This window comes from Sodalis sp. C49 (genome assembly GCF_046352915.1).
Classification (GTDB): Bacteria; Pseudomonadota; Gammaproteobacteria; order Enterobacterales; family Enterobacteriaceae; genus Acerihabitans.
In genome coordinates, this window is record NZ_CP163303.1 from 4,963,226 (window position 1) to 4,982,054 (window position 18,829).

An 18,829-nucleotide genomic window follows, 5' to 3' on the forward strand; every position below is an offset into this window, starting at 1 on the left:
CCGATAAGAAATTAACCGGTTCACAGCAAAATATATTTGTGCGATAAAAATAACATTGAGCTGTAAATTTATTTAAAGCGAAATTTAACTATGCTTAGCAAAAAACCGAATATTGTTATTCTTATGGCCGATCAGCTTGCCGCCGGCGCGCTTTCCGCTTATGGAAATAATGTCAGCAAAACGCCAAATATAGACAGACTGGCGCGCGAAGGCGTGGTATTTACCTCCGCGTATTGCAATAGTCCATTATGCGCGCCATCGCGCGCGTCGCTGATGACCGGCCAGTTAATTTCCCGTAACGGCGTATACGATAATGCGGCGGAATTTCGCGCCGAGAGTCCGACATTCTGCCATTATCTGCGGCAGGAAGGCTATCGCACCTACCTGGCCGGCAAAATGCATTTTTGCGGGCCGGATCAGTTGCACGGGTTTGACGAACGGCTGACCACCGATATCTACCCGGCGGATTTCGGCTGGACGCCGGACTGGCGTCATCCTGAACGCCGGCTGGACTGGTATCACAATATGAGTTCGGTACTGGACGCGGGAGAATGTATCCGCACCAACCAGCTGGATTTTGACGACGAGGCCCTGTTCCACACCCGGCAAAAGCTGTTTGATTTGGCCAGGCGGGACGACGGGCGGCCCTTCCTGCTGATGATGTCGCTCACGCATCCCCACGATCCCTTCGCCATCCCGCGCCGTTACCTGGATCGCTATCGCCCCCAGGATATCGACCTGCCCAGGGTGGCGGCGGGGGACGCGCCGCCGGACGCGCATTCGCAGCGGCTGCGCGCCATGTATCAGCTGACCGACGGGCTGCTGGATGATGACCACATCCGCCGGGCGCGCCATGCCTATTACGGCGCCCTGGCCTATGTCGACGATCGCTTCGGCGAGGTGCGCGACACCCTGGATGCCACCGGCCTGGCCGACGACACCATTATCATCCTTATCTCCGATCATGGCGAAATGCTCGGCGAGCGCGGCCTGTGGTACAAAATGAGTTTTTTTGAAGGCGCGTCGCGCGTGCCGATGATCATCCACGCCCCCGGCCGCTTTGCGCCCCGGCGCGTTGAGCAGAATGTGTCGCTGGCCGACCTGCTTCCGACATTGCGCGAGCTGGCCCATGGCCGGCCGCTGACGGAAGAGGAGCAGGCCGCGCCTCTGGACGGCCGCAGCCTGGCGCCGCATCTGCGCGGCGAAGCGGGACCGGACGGGGTTTACGGCGAATATCTGGCGGAGGGCGCGCTGGCGCCGATGGTGATGATCCGGCGCGGACCGTGGAAATTCATCGCCTCCCTGGGGGAACCCGATCAGCTCTACAATTTGCGCCAGGATCCCCTGGAACTGGCCAATCTGGCGTTATCGCCGGCGTTTGCGCCGCAGCTGCGGCAGTTTCAGCAGGAAGCACAGGCGCGCTGGAACCTTCCCGATCTGAACCAGCGGATCTTAAGCAGCCAGCGCGCCAGGCTGTTCCTGACCGGGGCGCTGGGGCGGGACGGCGCGCCCGACTGGGATTATCAGCCCTGGCAGGACGCCAGCCACCGGTTTATCCGTAACCACCAATCCCTGGACGAGCAGGAGGCGCTGGCGCGCTATCCGCGCCCGCCTTCAACGCTCTGATACTGTTACCTGTGAGGAAGATTATGCGCGTGCACGCCGCTGTTGTTGCCTTGGGGCTATCGCTTGCGATGGGCCTGCCGATCCCAACCCGCGCCGCCGGGGAGGCCGATTGTCAAACGGTGAATATGTCCGATCCCGGCTGGTCCGATATCGCCGCCACCAACGCGGTCGCCGGGGTCCTGCTGCAGGGCCTGGGCTATCGCCAGCAGGTGCAGAATCTCTCGGTGGCCCTGGCTTACCAGGGCTTGAAGACCGGGCAACTGGACGTGTTCCTCGGCAACTGGATGCCGGCGCAGCAGCCGGTGATTGAAAAATACACCCGCGACGGCGCGGTCAAGGTGGTGGGCGCCAACCTGGCCAGCGCTAAATTTACCCTGGCGGTGCCGGACTATGTGGCGCAGGCCGGGGTAAAGGATTTTGCCGACCTGGAAAAATATGCCGACCGGTTCGATCATAAAATTTATGGTATTGCCCCCGGCGCGCCCGCCAACCAGAACATTAAGAACATGCTGGATAAGCATGATTTCAACCTGACCGGCTGGACGCTGGTGGAATCAAGCGAAAGCGGCATGCTGGCCCAGGTCGGGCGCGCGGTGGGCAAGCAGCAGTGGATAGTGTTCCTCGGCTGGGAGCCGCATGCCATGAATACCCACTATAAGCTGACCTATCTGAGCGGCGGCGATCGTTATTTCGGGCCGAATTACGGCAGCGCCACCGTGAATACCGTCACGCGTAAGGATTTTGCCGCCCAATGCCCCAATACCGGCCGGCTGTTTACTCAATTGACGTTTAACGTCGATTTGGAAAACCGGATAATCAAACGGGTGCTGGATGATAAGCAGACCGCCAATGAGGCGGCCGCGGCGGAGCTTAAGCAGCATCCCGAACTGCTGGAACGCTGGCTGGACGGCGTTACCACACGCCAGGGTCAGCCGGGGCTCGCCGCGGTGCGCCAAGCGCTGCAGCTCTAGCCGGCGGCGCTCAGGACCGCCCGCGCCCCAGTGCGCGGGCGGTTGTGCTTACCGCGGTTATTCGTCGAAGGGTTCCCCCAGCGTCAGCATCAGCCGGTTGGCCCAGGCGAAAAACGCGGTGGCCTGCACCAGATCCAGCAGCGCCAAATCGCTTAATCCCAATTCGCGCAGCCGCGCCAGCTGTTGCTCCCCCGCCACGGCCGGGGTGGCGGACAGGGCGGCGGCGAAATCAATTATTGCCTGCCAGCGCGGCGACTGGCCGCTGCTGAGCACCGAACCCGGCGGGGTGTCCAGCAGCCGCTGTATGTCGTCCGGCTGCTTGGACAGCTGCCCGGCCTTGCGGGCGTGTACCGAGGCGCAATAGATGCAGCCGTTGACTTTGCTGGCCACCGCCGCGGCCAGCTCCCGCTCTTTACGCGCCAGGCCGCCGGAAGTATAAAAAATGCCTTTGTCGGTCAGCGTTCGCTGTTCAAGCACCGGCAGGTTGCGCCCCAGCAGCCGGAAATAGTCGGAGTCGGCATGGCCGTTGTTCACCAGCACACTTTGCTGCTGGGGGGTGAATTCGGTTAATTTTTTGGCGGCGAGCCAGGGCTCCCAGCCCAGCTCCCGCTGGGTAAACGCCAGGGGAGCGGTACGCCCGCCGCGGGTGGTGCCCCCGGTACGCCAGCGTCCCGCCGGCGCCGCCTGATCCGACGGCGTATCCACCGGCCGCTGGTTTATCAGCCGGTAGCCGCGCAGCAGACGGCTTTGGAAACTGACAAACGCGACCAGCTGCGACAAGGTCACGATGGCGTCAAGGGACCACCCCGCCCGCCGCAAATCCGCCAGATGTTCCGCGGCGGCGGCGGCGGGACGATGGCTGAGCAACTGGGCATGGACCAGCGCCGCCTCAAGCCTGGCGCTGCCGGCGGCCGGCGCGGCCTGCCGGAGCGCATAAAAGTCGGCCAGGCGGCTGTCGCCATGCCATAACGCGACCTGCCGCGCGACCTCCAGCCGCTCCGGCAGGGAAAAATCAATGCCGTCGCCGGCGGTGAACAGCGCCTGGTAACTGCCCTGAATATGACGGGTCGCCGCGTCGCGGGTAATACGCGCCGCCGCCAGGGGGGAATCCGGCGCAATCTCCGCCAGGTGGTCGAGTATATCCTCGTTTGCCAGGGTATCGGTCATAGCCTCTCCTGTGAAGAACATGTGGGGGTGCGGTAATCCGGCGCCTCGGCGCTGCGTTGCGCCGAGGGTGTCCAGCCCAGTCCGGGCGCCACCTCCTGGGCGATAAGCTCCAGCGAGCGCAAAATGTCAGCATGGGGCGGGTCGATGGAGTGGACCTGGAAAGCCAAATCGGTCACCCGCGCCAGGGCGGTATCCTGCCGCAGCGTCGCCAATACCCGATCGGGGGTGCCGAGATGGACGTCAAAGGCGGCGATAAGATCATCCAGGCGATCGCCCCGCGGGGACTGTCCGGCGGCGCGGGCGTTTTCCGCCTGGCGGCGCAGCCCTTTTTCCGCCAACCGGCGCGCCAGGTCGCCGTCGTCGGCGGCAAACGCGGTGCGGGAACCAAGGATGCGCGGCGCGACGCCGTCGGGCAAGGCGTCCAGATAAGCGTCGATAATGGGATTCTGGATGGCATCCAGCGGCATGTCGGGCGTATGTTCGGGACGGGGCTGGGTGCGCGAGAGCATCAGGCCGTCGCCGGCGGCGCCGGCGCGGGCGCCGCCGTCAACTGAAAACGTCGCCTGCCATACCCTTCCCGCCAGGTGCGGGGCGGCCGGATACAGCCGGTTGCCGCCGGCACCGATCTCCTCCCCGCGCCAGGCCGCCAGCAGGATGGCCAGGTTGGCGCCGAAAGCGGCGCCGCGCTCGCTGCTTTGCAGGCCGAACGGCGGAAAAGAAGACGGCGTGCCGCCGGAGCCCAGGCCGATCTCCAGGCGTCCGTCCGCCAGGAGATCCAGCACCGCGGTATCTTCCGCCACCCGCAGCGCCAGCTCCATCGGCAGGGTGATGACGCCGGTGCCCAGGCGGATACGGCGCGTTAACGCCGCCACGTGCGCCAGAAATACCAGCGGCGCGGGCAGGCCGCCCTCGGCTTCATGAAAGTGATGTTGGGCCACCCAGGCGGTGTCGAAACCAAGGGTTTCGGCATGCGCAATCTGCTCGGTCGCCAGACGATACCGTTGCCGTGGATTAACCTCATCCAGCAGCCGGGTAAAAAAACCTAATCGTTTACCGCTGATAGTGCTATTGCTCATAAGGTATCCCCTGGTTGCAGCCGTACGACGTCATGATCAGGTCGCCGGCCGGGTATGGCATTGATCAATTCCCGGGTGTACGCGTCGCCGGGCTGGCTGAAGATGCGCCCAACGGCGCCGGCATCCACCTGGCGGCCTTTGTACAGCACGGAAACGCTATGGGAAATCTGGCGCACGATGGCGAGATCGTGGGAGATGAATAAATACGTCAGGCCCAACTGCTGCTGTAATTCCTGCAGCAGCGCCAGGATCTGCGCCTGTACCGTCACATCCAGCGCCGAGGTGGCCTCGTCGAGGACCAGGATGCGCGGCCGCAGGATCAGCGCGCGGGCAATGGCCACGCGCTGGCGCTGGCCGCCGGACAGTTCGCGCGCTTTACGATCCAGCAGCGCCGGCGGCAGGGCGACGCGTTCGGCCATCTCCTCCACCCGCCGGCGGCGTTCGCTTGTGCTCAGCGGGTCGAAATTGCGCAGCGGTTCTTCTATAACGTTAAACAGACGCTGCGACGGATCAAGGGAACCGAAGGGGTTCTGGTAGACCAGCTGGATTTTCTGGCGTAACCGGCGCAGGGGCTCTCCCCGCAGTCCGGTAATCTCGGTGCCGTCGACAAACGCCCGCCCGGCGTCCGGCCGCTGGAAACCCAGCAGGATACGCGCCAGCGTGGTCTTGCCCGAACCCGATTCACCCACCAGCGCGTGGGTGGTGCCCTGCGCCACGGTAAACGACACCTGGTCCACCGCGCGCAGGGGCGCCGCGTTCTTGCCGCCCAGCGCAAAGGTTTTGCCGATATTCTCGACCACGATCGCCATCGGCGCGGCGTCCTGCCGGGGCAGGGGGGGACGGGCGCGCGCCGACAGCGCCGGGGCATCGTTAAACAGCTGGCGGGTATAGTCGTTTTTGGGCGCGCGCAGCACCTCCGCGGCCGGCCCCTGCTCTTGTATCCGCCCATGGCGGAACACCAGCAGGCGATCGGCGCGCTCGGCCGCCACCGCCAGATCGTGGGTCACCAGCAGCACCGCGGTGCCGAATTCGCGCCTGAGCTCATCGATCAGGTCCAGGATACGTTTTTGCACCGTGACGTCCAGGGCGCTGGTGGGTTCGTCGGCGATAATCAGCGCCGGGCGCAGCGCTATGGCGATGGCGATCAACACCCGTTGTTTCATGCCGCCGGACAGTTCGTGAGGATACTGATGAACGCGCAGCTCGGGATGCGCCAGCCCGACGCGGGTTAACAGCGCGATGACCCGGGCATCGCGCGCCTTGCGTGGCATACGGCCGTGGATGGCGAGGATTTCCGCCACCTGGCTGCCGATGGTCTTGACCGGATTAAGGGAACTGGTCGGGTCCTGCGGGATCAGGCTGATGCGCGCCCCGCGCAGGGCGTCGAGGCGACGCTGCGGCCAGCGGGCGATGTCAACGCCGTTAAGGCGGATGCCGCCTTGTTCCAGCCGGCCGTTGTCCGCCAGCAGGCCGATAATCGCCTGGGCGATGGTGGTTTTGCCCGAGCCGGACTCGCCTACCAGGGCCACCACTTCGCCGGCGCGGATGCGAAACGAAACGTCATGCACCACGCGCCGACGTTGCCCCCCCGCCTCGTAGGCGATGCAGACCTCATCCAGCTCCAGCGCCGGCTCTGCGCTATCGCGCGCGGCGGCGGGCTTGCCGCCCAATCCGGGTAAAGCGTGCAGCAGGCTCATCAGCGGCTCCTGGCAAAAGACTGACTGATACGGTTGGCGGACAGCACCACCAGCACCACCACCACGCCGGGGAAAGTGGTCAGCCACCAGGCGGTGGAAATATAGTTACGTCCTTCGGCAATCAGCAGGCCCCATTCCGGCGTCGGCGGCGGCGTTCCGTACCCCAGGAAGCTCAGCGTGGAAATAGCCAGGATGGCGCTGCCGAACTGCAGGGCGGAAAACGCGATAACCGAGGTCAGGGAATTGGGCAGGATATGCCGCCACAGGACGGCGCCAAAGGTGCCGCCGCTGCCGTAGGCCGCCTCGACGTAATCGCTGTGGCGCACCCGCACCACCTCCGAGCGGGCGAGCCGGGTAAAGTTCGCCACCGAGGTGACGCCCACGGCGATCGCGGCATGCACGGTGCCGAAACCCAGCAGAATAATAATACTCAACGATAACAGCAGCCCCGGTATCGACAGCAGGACATCGATAAAACGCATGATCAGGCTTTCGGCGATGCCGCCGGTGGCGCCGGCCACGACGCCAAGCAGCGTGCCCAGCACCAGTCCCACCGTCACCGCCACCAGGGCGCCCGACAGCGAAAACGCCGCGCCGTAGACGATGCGGGCATAGAGATCGCGTCCCAACTGGTCGGTGCCGAGCCAATGATCGGCGCCCGGCGCCAGCCGCTGGGCGCCGGTTATGCCTTCGGTGCCGCTATAGGAGGTAAACAGCCCCGGCGCTATCGCCCAGCAGAGCACGACGGCAATCACCAGCCAGGACAACAGCAGGCCGGGGCGCACTACGGGCAAAGGCCGCCGGCCACGGCGCGCCGGGGCGCCGGCGCCGGCCGATGGCGGCGGCGCGGCGGGGGCCGGCGCGGGGGTATTTAAGGGCAAGCTGCTCATGGCGCGGCCTCCGTCTTGGTGTTCACCCGGGGATCGAGCAGCGGATAAACTAAATCCACCGCCAGGTTAATGGCGACAAAGGCCGCGCTGGAAATCAGCACCAGCGCCTGCAACACCGCCACATCCTGGTTATTGACCGCCTGCAGGGTAAGCTGGCCCAGGCCGCCGCGGCCGAATACCGTTTCGGTTATCAGGGCGCCGGCAATCAGTTCGCCCAGCAATAGGCCGGCCATGGTCAGGGCCGGCAGGGCGGCGTTGCGCGCCACATGGCGCCACAGCACGCCGCCGCGGCTGCCGCCCTTGGCCCGCGCCACCGCCACGAAGGGCAGTGTTTGCACCTCGTCGATGTTGCGGGAAAGGATCTGCGCCAGCGGGGCGGCAATCGGCAGAGCCAGGGTGATAACCGGCAGGATCAGCCCCTGCCACTCGCCGGGATTGACGACCGGGATAAGCCTGAGCCGGAAGGAAAACAGCTGGATCAGGGCGATGCCCAGCCAAAAAGTGGGCACGGAGATAAACAACGAGGGCAGGGCGTGCAGCAGCGATCGCAGCCAGGGGAACGTCGTCAGGCTCGACAGAAACGCTATGCCGAGCGCCAGGGTCGCCGCCACCAGGAAACCGGCGGTCGCCAGGCGCAGCGTGGGGGGCAGATTGGCGGCCAGCAGTTGCGTTACCGGCACGCCGGCCTGCACCGAGTACCCCAGATCGCCGCGCAGCACATTGCCCGCCGCGTGCAGATACTGTTGCCATAAGGACACATCGGCGCCGTACGCGGCGCGCATATCCGCGATTTGCGCCGCGCTCAGGCCCATATCCGGATCCTGGAATTTTATCAGGACGGCATCCCCCGGCAGCACCTGCAATAAGATAAAAGAAACGGTGAAGGCCGCCCAAAGCACCAGCAGCGCCTGTCCGATACGTGCGGAAAAATAACGGTTCATTCTGGCCTCCTGGGCGTTAGGGCCGCCGGCGCGGTTTAGTGTTTTTCCAGCCAAGCGCCGTAAAACGACGGGCGTCCCACCGCCTCGAAGCTGACGCCTTTCAGATAGGGCGCGCCGGCAAAGACCTGCGGCTCTTCAAAAATCGGGATAACATAGGCCTGTTCGAGCAGATAACGTTGGGCATCGCCCGCCAGACGCAGCCGTTTTTGCCCGTCCACTTCCGCTGAGATGGCCACCAGCAGCGCGTTAAGCTTATCGTCGCTAAAGGTGTTCACCTTGCTGCTCAGACCGCCTTTTTGCAGCAGGGCGTCACGGTTGGTGGGGTAAAACTCGCTTTTAATCACATCCGGATCGGCGCGGCCGACTTCCACCACGTTGACCGGGGTTTTCAGCGGGTCCAGACTGTCCGCCGTCTTGCTGCCGGCATCGCCGGCCAGGATATTCAGCCGCGCCCCCACCTGTTTCCACTGCTGCGCCACCAGTTGCAGGACTTCTTTATTTTGCGGCTGCGGCGGCGATTCATAGATGGTCAGCGCCAGCGGCCGGCCATCTTTCTGGCGCACGCCGTCCGCGCCCGGCGCCCAGCCGGCCTCATCAAGCAGTTTTTTCGCCTGCTGCGGGTCAAAGGCCAGTTGGTCCGCCAGGTTAACGTAGCCGGCCGCCGTGGCGGCTATCACCGACGTCGCCTGGGGATAGTGCGGCGAAAACAGGGTTTCGACGATCTGTTTGCTGTTGGTGGCGCGCAGCAGAGCCTGGCGGACCCGCACATCGGCCACCAGGGGGTTATCCGGCCGGAAGGAAATGCCGTCGTTGACGCCGCGCGTCGGCGCGGCGTACAGGTTAAACTGCTGTTCGGCGACCTGTTTCTCGTCGTAGGCCTGGACCTGGCGGATGAAATCCGCCTGGCCGGCCAGCAGCGCGCCGATGCGCACGCTGTCTTCCGGCGTTATCAGGTATTTGATGCCGTCAAGATTGGCCCGCCCCTGCTGCGCCAGATTTTTCGGTCCCCAGCGGTAATCCGGCCGCGCGGCCAGATCCACCTCGCGGCCCAGGGTTTCCCCGCTGACCACAAACGGCCCGGAGCCGATGATATGGCGGGCGTCGCCCAGGGCATCGAAGTTTTGCGCCAGCGTGCCGAGCGATACCAGCCCCGATCCGATGGTGGCGGTGCCCTGCAGGAAACCGGGCGATGATTTTTTAAAGATGAATTTCACCGTCAGCGGGTCAATCACTTCGCTGTGATCGTAGTTGTTGATAACTTCCGACACCGGCAAGTGATGTTCTTTATTGCCCAGGCCAAAGGTATCGAAGTTTTTCGCTACCGCGTTGGCGTCAAGAGGCGTGCCGTCCGAGAAGGTGACGCCGGGGCGGATTTTAAAGGTGTACTGCGTTTTATCGTCGTTGGTGGTCCAGGATTCGGCGATCCAGGGCTCAATGGCCAGCGTTTGCGGATTTTGATAGGTCAGCTTATCGGTAATCTGGTTCAAAATGCCGCCGTTGGGATAAAAACCGCCGGCCGGCGGGTAAAGATTGGTGTGCGCCTGCTGCTCCAGATAAATCAGCGTGCCGCCCTGTACCGGGGTGGCGGCGCTGGTTGTCTCTGCGGCCGCCGCGGCGGCGAGGCTGAGCAGCGCCAGCGTCAGGCCCGTGACGCGCAAATGTTTGAAGCCATTAAAACCAGGATGCTTGTTGTTGGAACGGTTTTTTTTCTGCATGACGAACCCTCAGGCGAAACATGGGAGCCAATATCGGGTAAATACCGCGCCAGCAGAACAGATATATTCAAATATCCATTGCCGGAAAAAGCATAACCAAATAACAATCCTGGCTAACTTTATAATAAATACAGCTAAGCGATCCCTGGCCTTTAATAAACGCGTTATAAACCGGCGTTCGCCAAATAGATAGAAGAATAAAATATATCTCATATTTTATTGTTTCTTCTGCCGCGACGAAGCTTCCCCTACTATCCCGAACATTATTAGCATCTCAAATAATGATTAAAAAATAATCAGTGAAATTAATCATCAGCTTAACGCAGTCCCGGCAGGGGTAATAAGGATCGACGGGTTATGATCGTGCTGACGAACGTGAGCAAGATATTCGACGGTGATAAAACGCCGATCGTGGCGGTGGATAATGTCAGTCTGCGCGTAGGGCGCGGCCAGATTTACGGTATTGTCGGCTACAGCGGCGCGGGCAAAAGCACGCTGGTGCGCCTGCTGAACGGGCTGGAAAAACCCAGCGCCGGCGAGGTATGGGTGGCCGGCCAGGATATCGCCCGCGCCGGCGGTGAACAGCTGCGCCAGGCGCGGCTGAAAATCAGCATGATTTTCCAGCATTTTAACCTGCTGTGGTCGCGCACGGTCAGGGACAATATCGCTTTTTCCATGCAGATAGCCGGCGCGTCCAAAGCCGCCATCACCGCGCGGGTGGCGGAACTGGTGGCGCTGGTGGGGCTAGAGGGCCGGGAAAACGCCTATCCCTCGCAGCTCAGCGGCGGGCAAAAACAACGGGTGGGCATCGCCCGGGCGCTGGCCAACAACCCCGAGGTGCTGCTGTGCGACGAGGCCACTTCGGCGCTGGATCCGCAGACCACCGACAGCATTCTGGATTTGCTGCTCGACATTAACCGCAAGCTTACTCTCACCATCGTATTGATTACCCATGAGATGCATGTCGTGCGCAAAATCTGCGGGCGGGTGGCGGTGATGGAGGCGGGGCGCGTGGTGGAGGAAGGGGAGGTGCTAGAAGTGTTTACCCATCCCCGGCAGGAGATCACCCGGCAATTTGTCAGGCAGGTCAGCCAGTATCAGGAGATTGAACAGGGCTTTAACCCGCTGCTGGTGCAAAACCTGCCCGGCGCCATCCTAAAGCTGACCTTTGTCGGTCTGAGCACCCATCAGCCGGTGGTGGCGGAGCTGACGCTGCGTTATCAGCTGCCGTTTAATATCCTGCACGGCAAGATGACGCATACCGCCAACGGCGTGTTCGGCGAGCTGTGGCTGCATGTGGCGGCCGATGAGGCGCTGCTGGCCGCTATCCTGGCCGATTTGGCCCGCCACGGCATCGCCACCGAGGTGGTAAAACATGCTTGAGTCCCTGTTTCCCCATCTGCGCATTGACCAGCTTTGGGCGGCAACCGCGGATACGCTCTATATGACCGCATTGGCCGGCCTGGCGACCTTTGCCCTGGGCATCGCCCTTGGGCTGGCGCTGTTCCTCACCGCCCGCGGCGGCCTGTTTGCCCATCGCATTGTGTATGGCGCGATCTCGGTGCTGGTGAATGTGTTCCGTTCCATTCCCTTCATTATATTAATCGTGCTGCTGATCCCGTTTACCAAAATCCTGATCGGCACCATCCTGGGCGCCAACGCGGCGCTGCCGGCCCTGATCGTCGGCGCCGCGCCGTTTTACGCCCGCCTGGTGGAGATCGGACTGCGCGAAGTGGATAAAGGCGTGATCGAGGCGTCCCGCGCCATGGGCGCGCGCCCCGCCACCCTGATCTTGCGCGTGTTATTGCCGGAGTCCTCGCCCGCCCTGGTGTCGGGCATCACCGTCACCCTGATAGCGCTGGTCAGCTACAGCGCCATGGCCGGGGTGATCGGCGCCGGCGGGCTGGGCAACCTGGCCTATCTGGAAGGATTCCAACGCAACCATAACGATGTCACGCTGGTGGCGACCGTGATGATTCTTATCATCGTGTTTGTTATCCAGCTGCTTGGCGACGTCATTACCTCACTGCTTGATAAACGTTAAACAGACCGGGATACCACATTATGAAAAAAAGCCTGACACTTATAGCCGCCGCCACCCTGACCGTCCTTAGCCTGTCGGCTCAGGCCCGGGCGGATACCCTCACCGTCGGCGCTTCCAACGTGCCGCACGCCGAGATCCTTGAGCAGGCCAAACCCATCCTGGCCAAACAGGGCATCGACCTTGAAATCAAACCCTTCCAGGACTACATCCTGCCCAACACCGCGCTGGCGAGCGGCGATATCGACGCCAACTACTTCCAGCATGTGCCGTACCTGAACAGCGTGCTCAAGGATCACGCCGGCGACAAGACCTATGATTTCGTCAGCGCGGGGGCCATCCATATCGAGCCCATCGGCATTTACTCGAAGAAATATAAAAGCCTGAAGGCGCTGCCGCAAAACGGCAAGGTGATCATGCGCGATTCGGTGGCGGAAGAAGGCCGCATCCTGTCGATTTTTGAACGCGAGGGCGTGATTAAACTGAAACCCGGCGTCAGCAAGGTGGACGCGCGCATTACCGATATCACCGACAATCCGAAGCATCTCCAGTTTCTGCCGAATATCGAAGGATCCCTGTTGCCGCAGATGTATAACAATAACGAGGGCGACGCGGTGGTCATCAACGCCAACTACGCCATCGACGCCGGGCTTAACCCGGTTAAAGATCCCATCGCGGTGGAAAGCGGCGAAAATAACCCCTATGCCAATATTATCACCGTCCATCGCGGCGATGAAAATAAGCCGGATATAAAAGCCCTGGTCAAGGTACTGCATTCCAAGGCCATTCAGGATTGGATCCGCGAAAAATATAAAGGCGCGGTAATCCCGGTTAATAATTAATAACACGTGTACAGGGCCGGTAAACCGGCCCTGTGGCGTTACCAGCCCTTTACCGCGTCGCCGTGATAGATTTTATCCGCCGCCGCGGCCACTTCATCGGTTTGATACGCTTTCACCAGGTTTTTTATCTTATCGCTATCCTTATTGTCTTCCCGGGCCACGATCAGGTTGACGTAGGGAGAATCCTTATCTTCAATGAACAGTCCGTCCTTATGGGGGGACAGGCCGATTTGCGTGGAATAGTTGGTATTGATGATGGCCGCGTCGACCTTGCCGTCGTCAAGCGTGCGCGGCAGCTGCGCCGCCTCGATTTCGACAATTTTCAGGTGCTTCGGGTTGGCGGTAATATCAAGCGAGGTCGGCAGCAGTCCGGTGCCTTCCCTGAGTGTGATCAGCCCGTTTTTCTGCAGCAGCAGCAGCGATCGTCCCAAATTGGTCGGATCGTTGGGGATGGCAATTTGCGCGCCGTCCGGCAACTGGCCGATGGCGTGGATTTTGCGCGAATAGCCGGCGATGGGGTAGACAAACGTTTTGCCGACCGCCGCCAGCTTATAGCCGCGCTCCTTGATTTGCTGATCCAGGTAAGGGCCGTGCTGGAAGGCATTGGCGTCGATATCCTTGGTGTTCAACGCTTCGTTCGGCAGCACATAATCGGTGAATGTCACCACCTCCACGTCCAGGTTGTACTTATCCTTCGCCACTTTTTTTACCGCGTCCCACAGCGGCTGGTCGATGCCCGCGCTGATGCCTACCTTGATATGGCCGGGGTTTTTATCCGCATTATCGCATGCGCTTAACAATAGAGGGATGGCCATCATGCCGGCAAGGGCGATGGTTTTATAGGTGAGTGTCATGTTACCGCGACTCCAGAATAGGTCAATGGCCGGAGAATTATCCGGCTGGGTTGAAGGTGTGGGCAAATCCGGCGGTCAGCCCTGGGGCATGCGCTTTTATTAAAGGTTACAGCAAATGACAGGGGTAATATATTGCTGAAAGTGCATTAATAAATGATGAATTGTTCTGAGCATTATTGTCGATTAAGAAATAAGAAAATCGTATATAATCAATAAGTAACTATTTTTCCTGACGTTAAGTGAGATAATACTCACAGAACTATAATTTTTACTTTAATTAATAAAACTGCAACAGTATTTGGCCCATAATGTTAACACGACTCCCCGCGCTCAGGTGCCCCCATGGTTCAGTTACCGGTTCATTCCGCCGTTCGTTTTTACCCCCAGCGCCTTGCCGGCGCCCCGGCGCCGGACGGTGTGTTAAGCGAGCGCTTTTTGCGCCAGACCGTGCTGAACAAAAGCAAACCGGCGATTATTACGCTGGACCGCATCCTGAGCTATGGCGAACTGGCCCGCGATGCGCGCTCTCTGGCCGCGCATCTGCGCCGGCTGGGGGTAGGACATGAAACGCCGGTGGGGGTATTATTGGCGCCGGGCATCGAGCACATCACCGCCCAGGCGGCCGTTATCCTGGCCGGCGGCAGCGTGGTGCCGCTGGACGTGTCGCTGCCGGACGAACGGCTGGCCGCCATGCTGCGCCAGTGGCGGGTGCTTTTTACCCTGACCGATGCGCCTTGCCGGGAGCGGGCGCTGGACACCCGTTTGATCATTCTTGAGGATATCGCGGTGGGCGACGGTAACGATAGCGATTTTATGCCGCAGCCCACGTCCCTGCCGCAGCGCACCCACCTGCTGGTGACGGCGCAAACCGGGCGGCCCGCCAGCCGTGAGCTGGACGCGCACGGCCTTGTCGGCCAGGTCATCAATCGCCGGCACGTGCGGGTTAATCCCGACGATCGGGTAGGCTGCATCGCCGCTGCTACCGGTTGTGCCTATCAGCTCGAGGTCTGGGGGGCGTTGCTTAACGGCGCGGCGGCGGTGGTGCTGCCGCAGAATATCGTGCGCGATGCTTCCCGCTTAACGGCGGCGCTGGCGCAGTTCGCCATCAGTATCCTGTTTATTTCCGCCGCCTTGTTTAACCAGATGGCGCGCAGGTATCCGGATGCCTTTCGCGGCTTGCAGTACCTGCTGGTGGAAGGCGACGGCCTGGATGACGCCAGCCTTACCCGGGTCATGCAGCACGGGGCGCCGCGCCATGTATTAAACGGCCGGCCGGCTGCCGGCAACGCGGCGCGCTCCTTATATCACGAGATCCCCTTCGCCGGGGCGGCGGCGCATCGCGCACGGCCATCATAACGAACGCTGATCCCACAGCTGCTGCATTTGTGCCTCCATCGCCGCGGGATCACGCCTGAGGCTATCCCACACATCCCGGGCGCGCTTATCGGCCAGCACATGCTCCCGATCGTGGCGGATGCCCTCCAGGGTTTGTTCCGCCACCTGCGCGGGCGATACCTTGGCGGCGTCGATGCCCGCGGTCATATCGGTATCGATAAAGCCGGCATAGACGCCGATAACGCGCGTTCCTTGCGCCCGCAGCTGGATGCGCGCCGCATCCGTGACCGACAGCGCCGCATGTTTCGACGCGCCGTAGGTGGCGTTAAACGGCGAGGTGAACCAGCTCACCACGGAAAGCATATTGACCAGGGCGCCGCCGCCGTTTTGCGCCAGCACCGGCGCAAAGGCGGTCATCATCGCCAGCAGCCCGAAGACATTCACTTCCATTTCCCGGCGCATGGCGTCGCCGGAACCCGGGGCCAGTATCGGGCTTTGCCGCAGGATGCCGGCGTTGTTGACCAGGAGGGTCACATCCGCGCACGCAAGCGCCGCCGCGGCAACATCGGCCGGCGAGGTCACGTCCAGCTTCACCGGCGTGAGACGCGGATCGGTAATGGCGGCCGGATTGCGCGCCGCCGCGTAAACCTTGGCCGCGCCCGCGTTGAGCAGCGCCTCGGCATAGGCCTTGCCAAGCCCGCGGTTCGCGCCGGTCACCAGTGCGATACTGCCTTCTATCTGCATAATGTCTTCCTCCGCGTTTATCCCTGCATCAGCGTCAGCAGGGTGGTGATGATGATAATGCTGATAAATATCGACAGGGAACCGGTAAAACTGGATACCGAGCCCAGGGAACTGCACCGGGCGGTAAACATCGGCGACAGCGCGGATACCGGGGCAAATACCGCCACCGCCAGCACCTGGCGGATTTCAAGCGGCAGCGGGGTGCCATAATAAAACAGCGCGGCCAGGAGGGCGCCGGCGCCATAACGCAGCGCCAGCACCTTAGAGACGTTTTTCAGCTGCGACCGGTCAATATTGATTTCAAGCATCATGCCGATTATCAGCATGGCGATAAAAGGATTGGCGTTGCCGACGATAGACGTCAGTATGGTGACCTGGCTTGGCAGATGGTAGCCGCACAGGGCCGCCACCAGCAATAGCATATAGACGTCGAACGGAATAGAGGAAAATAAGCGCTTGAAGGTGTTTTTCAGGCCGGTATTAATACCGATGACATTGGACGCGGCGACATAACTGCCGCCGGTGCAGATAACCGAATTACCCGCGTCAAACAGGCAGGTGGCGACGATGCCCACCGGACCGAGGAAGCTTTGCACGTAAGGCAGGGTAAAACACCCGATATTGTAGCCGGGCGAATTGATCATATAAAATACTTTGGTGTCATTGTCGCGTTTGCGGGCAAGAAGATAGCCCGCCGCCAGCAGCAGGATATTACAGAGAAATCCAATCAGCACCAGAACCAGCAGGGAAGGGTCCACTTCAAAGCTGGCAAAGCCGGTAATGACCGCCGCGGGCAGCGTGAGGTTCATCATTATTTTCGATAAGGCGATGCTATCGGATCGCTGCAGCACGCCGTATTTTTTTAACAGATAACCGACCACGATAATAAAAAAGAACGAGAAGGCTTTAATGAGGACGTCAAGCATATCATGGCCCAGGCGACATAATGTATTCATCATACATTACCGGCTATAGCCATTACACCGTTTTATGACCGGACGCTATTTTGTTTTTGCCGTATGGGAAACAGCGTATATATCCCCGGTTTCCAGCACCGGACGGGAGAAACCGCGCCGGGCAAGGTTAAGCATGGCCAGGCCAAGGGTTTGCGTGGTCAGGATACGGCGGGGAAACAAAGGCCTAAACAAAGACATCACCGGCGTCAGCAGCAGGTAAAGCACGCGGTAGAGCGGCGTTTTCGACCGCGCGCCGTGTTTAGGCAGGATGATGCCGGGGCGAACAATATAGACCGCTTTCAGCGGCAGGCGTTGCAGGGCGTTTTCGGTGCCGCCGCGTACCCGCTGCCACATGGTGCGGCTTTTTTCCGCACTGTCGGCCCCCGCGCCCGAGAGATAGACAAAGGTCGCCGCCGGGCTTATCCGCGCCAGCGCCTGCGCGGCGGCAAGGGTCATATCATGGGTAATGGTCGCGTAGCGTTGTTCGTCCATGCCCACCGAGCTGACCCCCAGGCAAAAAAACCCGGCGTCGATACCGCCGAGCCGGTGCGCAATCGCGTCATACTGCAGCAGCTCGGTGTGGATCAGGGTTTGCAGTTTGGGATGTTCCACGCGCGGCGCCGAGCGCCCCACGGCGACGACCGCCGTCACGTCTTCAGCCAGCAGGCATTCCCGCAGTACGCCCTGGCCCACCATGCCGGTGGCGCCCCAGATCATCACTTTCATGGCTTCTCTCCGCGGGCGCGGGCGCGTTATTCGCCTTCCACGCCCTGGATGATAAACGTCCGGTAGGTCGCGCCGCGAAACCGGTGCGCCACCGCCTCCTGGTACTCGGGACTATCATACCAGGCTTCGGCCGCCTCGAAGGTGGGAAATTCCAGGATCACCGCGCCTTCCACCGCGCCGCCGTCGGTATGGCGCAAACGCCCGTACAGCGCCAGGGGAACGGGCTGATGGATAGCGGTGCTTTTCCCCGCCTTCTCGCCGTAGATTTTCATTTGCTCTGGATCATTTACCGCTTCACGTACCGCAACAAAATAGGCCGGCATAGTCGCTCCCGGGGTGTGAGGGGCAGGGGCGTCGCCGCCGCCGCCGGATAAAGGGGTATCCCGGCCGGACAGGCGTCCGGGCCGGGCTTATCGGTAAGGTGTTCGCCGGCCGTCAGCGCCAGCCGCCGGAGGCACTGATGCGTTCGCCGGTCAGCCAGGCGGCGGCGTCAGACACCAGGAACAGCGCGACGGCGGCAATATCCCCCGGCAGGCCGAACCGGCCCAGCGGCGTCTGCGCAATTAATTCTTTTTCAAAGTCGCTGCCCACTATGCCTAACCGGGCGGCGCCTTCGGTTGCCACGCCGCCCGGCGCGATGGCATTGACCCGGATGCCGCGTGCGCCCAGTTCCCGCGACAGGCCGACCGTCAGGGTATCAATCGCCCCTTTGGTCGCGGCATAAATAGCCGAGCCGGGGGTGGGGTGGGTGCTGATCGCCGAGGTAATGTTGATAACACTGCCGCCCTGGGGATTAAAATACTTTAGCGCTTCCCGCGTCGACAGGATAGTGCCGAGCACATTGATATTAAACTGGCGGTGGAACTCCGCCTCGGTCACCTCTTCAAGCGGTCCGAAGGCGAAGACCCCGGCGTTGTTTACCAGCACGTCCAGCGCGCCGTAGGCGTCCCTGGCGGCGCTGAACACGCGCTCGACATCCGCCGCGTTGCCCACGTCGCCCTGTACGGCAATCGCCTTGCCGCCGTCGGCGACGATCCCGGCGACCACTTTATCCGCATCCTCGCGGCTGGCGGCATAATTAACCACAACCGACGCGCCGGCGGCGGCAAAGCTTTTGGCGATAGCGGCGCCAATGCCCTTGGATGCGCCGGTGACGACGGCGACTTTACCTTGCAACTGACTCATAAGCAGACTCCGGAGGGTGGATAGGATAAAGTACGTTAGTTCGGAATTTATGAACTAGCTTAG

18 protein-coding genes are annotated in these 18,829 nt (G+C 61.6%); 6 read left to right on the forward strand and 12 right to left on the reverse strand.

Annotation, left to right across the window (positions count from 1 at the left end; genetic code table 11):
* Nucleotides 1-90 precede the first annotated feature (90 nt).
* Nucleotides 91-1,626, forward strand: a complete 1,536-nt coding sequence (gene betC / locus ABUK12_RS22410; protein WP_410013893.1) for a choline-sulfatase — start codon at nt 91-93, stop codon at nt 1,624-1,626.
* A gap of 23 nt (nt 1,627-1,649) precedes the next feature.
* Nucleotides 1,650-2,597, forward strand: a complete 948-nt coding sequence (gene choX, locus ABUK12_RS22415) for a choline ABC transporter substrate-binding protein (protein ID WP_410013894.1) — start codon at nt 1,650-1,652, stop codon at nt 2,595-2,597.
* Nucleotides 2,598-2,654: 57 nt separating this feature from the next.
* Here choX and ABUK12_RS22420 read toward each other — a convergent pair whose 3' ends face one another.
* Genes ABUK12_RS22420 through ABUK12_RS22445 form a run of 6 tightly spaced genes read right to left on the reverse strand, consistent with a single transcriptional unit; the run spans nt 2,655 to nt 10,083 of the window.
* Nucleotides 2,655-3,764 (reverse strand): alkylhydroperoxidase domain protein, encoded by a 1,110-nt coding sequence (locus ABUK12_RS22420; protein ID WP_410013895.1) that lies wholly within the window; start codon nt 3,762-3,764, stop codon nt 2,655-2,657.
* Nucleotides 3,761-4,825: a putative FMN-dependent luciferase-like monooxygenase gene (locus tag ABUK12_RS22425; RefSeq protein ID WP_410016743.1), complete on the reverse strand. Its 1,065-nt coding sequence runs from the start codon at nt 4,823-4,825 to the stop codon at nt 3,761-3,763. The genes ABUK12_RS22420 and ABUK12_RS22425 overlap by 4 nt, the downstream gene beginning before the upstream one ends.
* An 11-nt stretch (nt 4,826-4,836) precedes the next feature.
* Nucleotides 4,837-6,537 (reverse strand): dipeptide ABC transporter ATP-binding protein, encoded by a 1,701-nt coding sequence (locus ABUK12_RS22430; protein WP_410013896.1) that lies wholly within the window; start codon nt 6,535-6,537, stop codon nt 4,837-4,839.
* Complete coding sequence (locus ABUK12_RS22435; protein ID WP_410013897.1) at nt 6,537-7,427, reverse strand: ABC transporter permease; 891 nt, start codon at nt 7,425-7,427, stop codon at nt 6,537-6,539. The genes ABUK12_RS22430 and ABUK12_RS22435 overlap by 1 nt, the downstream gene beginning before the upstream one ends.
* Nucleotides 7,424-8,368, reverse strand: a complete 945-nt coding sequence (locus ABUK12_RS22440; protein WP_410013898.1) for an ABC transporter permease — start codon at nt 8,366-8,368, stop codon at nt 7,424-7,426. The genes ABUK12_RS22435 and ABUK12_RS22440 overlap by 4 nt, the downstream gene beginning before the upstream one ends.
* Nucleotides 8,369-8,403: 35 nt before the next feature.
* On the reverse strand, nt 8,404-10,083 hold the full coding sequence (locus ABUK12_RS22445; RefSeq protein ID WP_410013899.1) for a TIGR04028 family ABC transporter substrate-binding protein: 1,680 nt from the start codon (nt 10,081-10,083) through the stop codon (nt 8,404-8,406).
* Between the two features lie 357 nt (nt 10,084-10,440).
* Here ABUK12_RS22445 and ABUK12_RS22450 point away from each other — a divergent pair, with 357 nt between their 5' ends.
* The 3 genes from ABUK12_RS22450 to ABUK12_RS22460 are packed head-to-tail and all read left to right on the forward strand — an operon-like array spanning nt 10,441 to nt 12,966.
* A complete protein-coding gene (locus ABUK12_RS22450) occupies nt 10,441-11,466 on the forward strand; it encodes a methionine ABC transporter ATP-binding protein (RefSeq protein WP_410013900.1) in 1,026 nt (341 codons plus the stop codon).
* A complete protein-coding gene (locus ABUK12_RS22455) occupies nt 11,459-12,127 on the forward strand; it encodes a methionine ABC transporter permease (RefSeq protein WP_410013901.1) in 669 nt (222 codons plus the stop codon). The genes ABUK12_RS22450 and ABUK12_RS22455 overlap by 8 nt, the downstream gene beginning before the upstream one ends.
* 20 nt (nt 12,128-12,147) lie before the next feature.
* On the forward strand, nt 12,148-12,966 hold the full coding sequence (locus ABUK12_RS22460) for a MetQ/NlpA family ABC transporter substrate-binding protein (protein WP_410013902.1): 819 nt from the start codon (nt 12,148-12,150) through the stop codon (nt 12,964-12,966).
* Nucleotides 12,967-13,004: 38 nt separating this feature from the next.
* On the opposite strand, the gene metQ is transcribed toward ABUK12_RS22460, so the two are convergent.
* The gene (metQ, locus tag ABUK12_RS22465; RefSeq protein ID WP_410013903.1) at nt 13,005-13,820 is read right to left on the reverse strand and encodes a methionine ABC transporter substrate-binding lipoprotein MetQ; all 816 of its coding nucleotides are present in this window, start codon (nt 13,818-13,820) and stop codon (nt 13,005-13,007) included.
* A 342-nt stretch (nt 13,821-14,162) separates the two neighbouring features.
* On the opposite strand from metQ, the gene ABUK12_RS22470 reads away from it, so the two are divergent.
* On the forward strand, nt 14,163-15,176 hold the full coding sequence (locus ABUK12_RS22470) for an AMP-binding protein (RefSeq protein WP_410013904.1): 1,014 nt from the start codon (nt 14,163-14,165) through the stop codon (nt 15,174-15,176).
* Here ABUK12_RS22470 and ABUK12_RS22475 read toward each other — a convergent pair.
* The 5 genes from ABUK12_RS22475 to ABUK12_RS22495 all read right to left on the reverse strand — a co-directional run bounded on the left by ABUK12_RS22475 (nt 15,171) and on the right by ABUK12_RS22495 (nt 18,766).
* Nucleotides 15,171-15,899 (reverse strand): SDR family oxidoreductase, encoded by a 729-nt coding sequence (locus ABUK12_RS22475; RefSeq protein WP_410013905.1) that lies wholly within the window; start codon nt 15,897-15,899, stop codon nt 15,171-15,173. The genes ABUK12_RS22470 and ABUK12_RS22475 overlap by 6 nt on opposite strands.
* 17 nt (nt 15,900-15,916) lie before the next feature.
* Nucleotides 15,917-16,858, reverse strand: a complete 942-nt coding sequence (locus ABUK12_RS22480) for an AEC family transporter (RefSeq protein WP_410013906.1) — start codon at nt 16,856-16,858, stop codon at nt 15,917-15,919.
* Between the two features lie 42 nt (nt 16,859-16,900).
* Nucleotides 16,901-17,581, reverse strand: coding sequence for an NAD(P)H-binding protein (locus ABUK12_RS22485; RefSeq protein ID WP_410013907.1), 681 nt, complete (start codon nt 17,579-17,581; stop codon nt 16,901-16,903).
* A gap of 26 nt (nt 17,582-17,607) precedes the next feature.
* Nucleotides 17,608-17,904, reverse strand: a complete 297-nt coding sequence (locus ABUK12_RS22490) for a DUF1330 domain-containing protein (RefSeq protein WP_410013908.1) — start codon at nt 17,902-17,904, stop codon at nt 17,608-17,610.
* Between the two features lie 112 nt (nt 17,905-18,016).
* Nucleotides 18,017-18,766, reverse strand: coding sequence for an SDR family NAD(P)-dependent oxidoreductase (locus ABUK12_RS22495; RefSeq protein WP_410013909.1), 750 nt, complete (start codon nt 18,764-18,766; stop codon nt 18,017-18,019).
* Nucleotides 18,767-18,829: the final 63 nt, after the last annotated feature.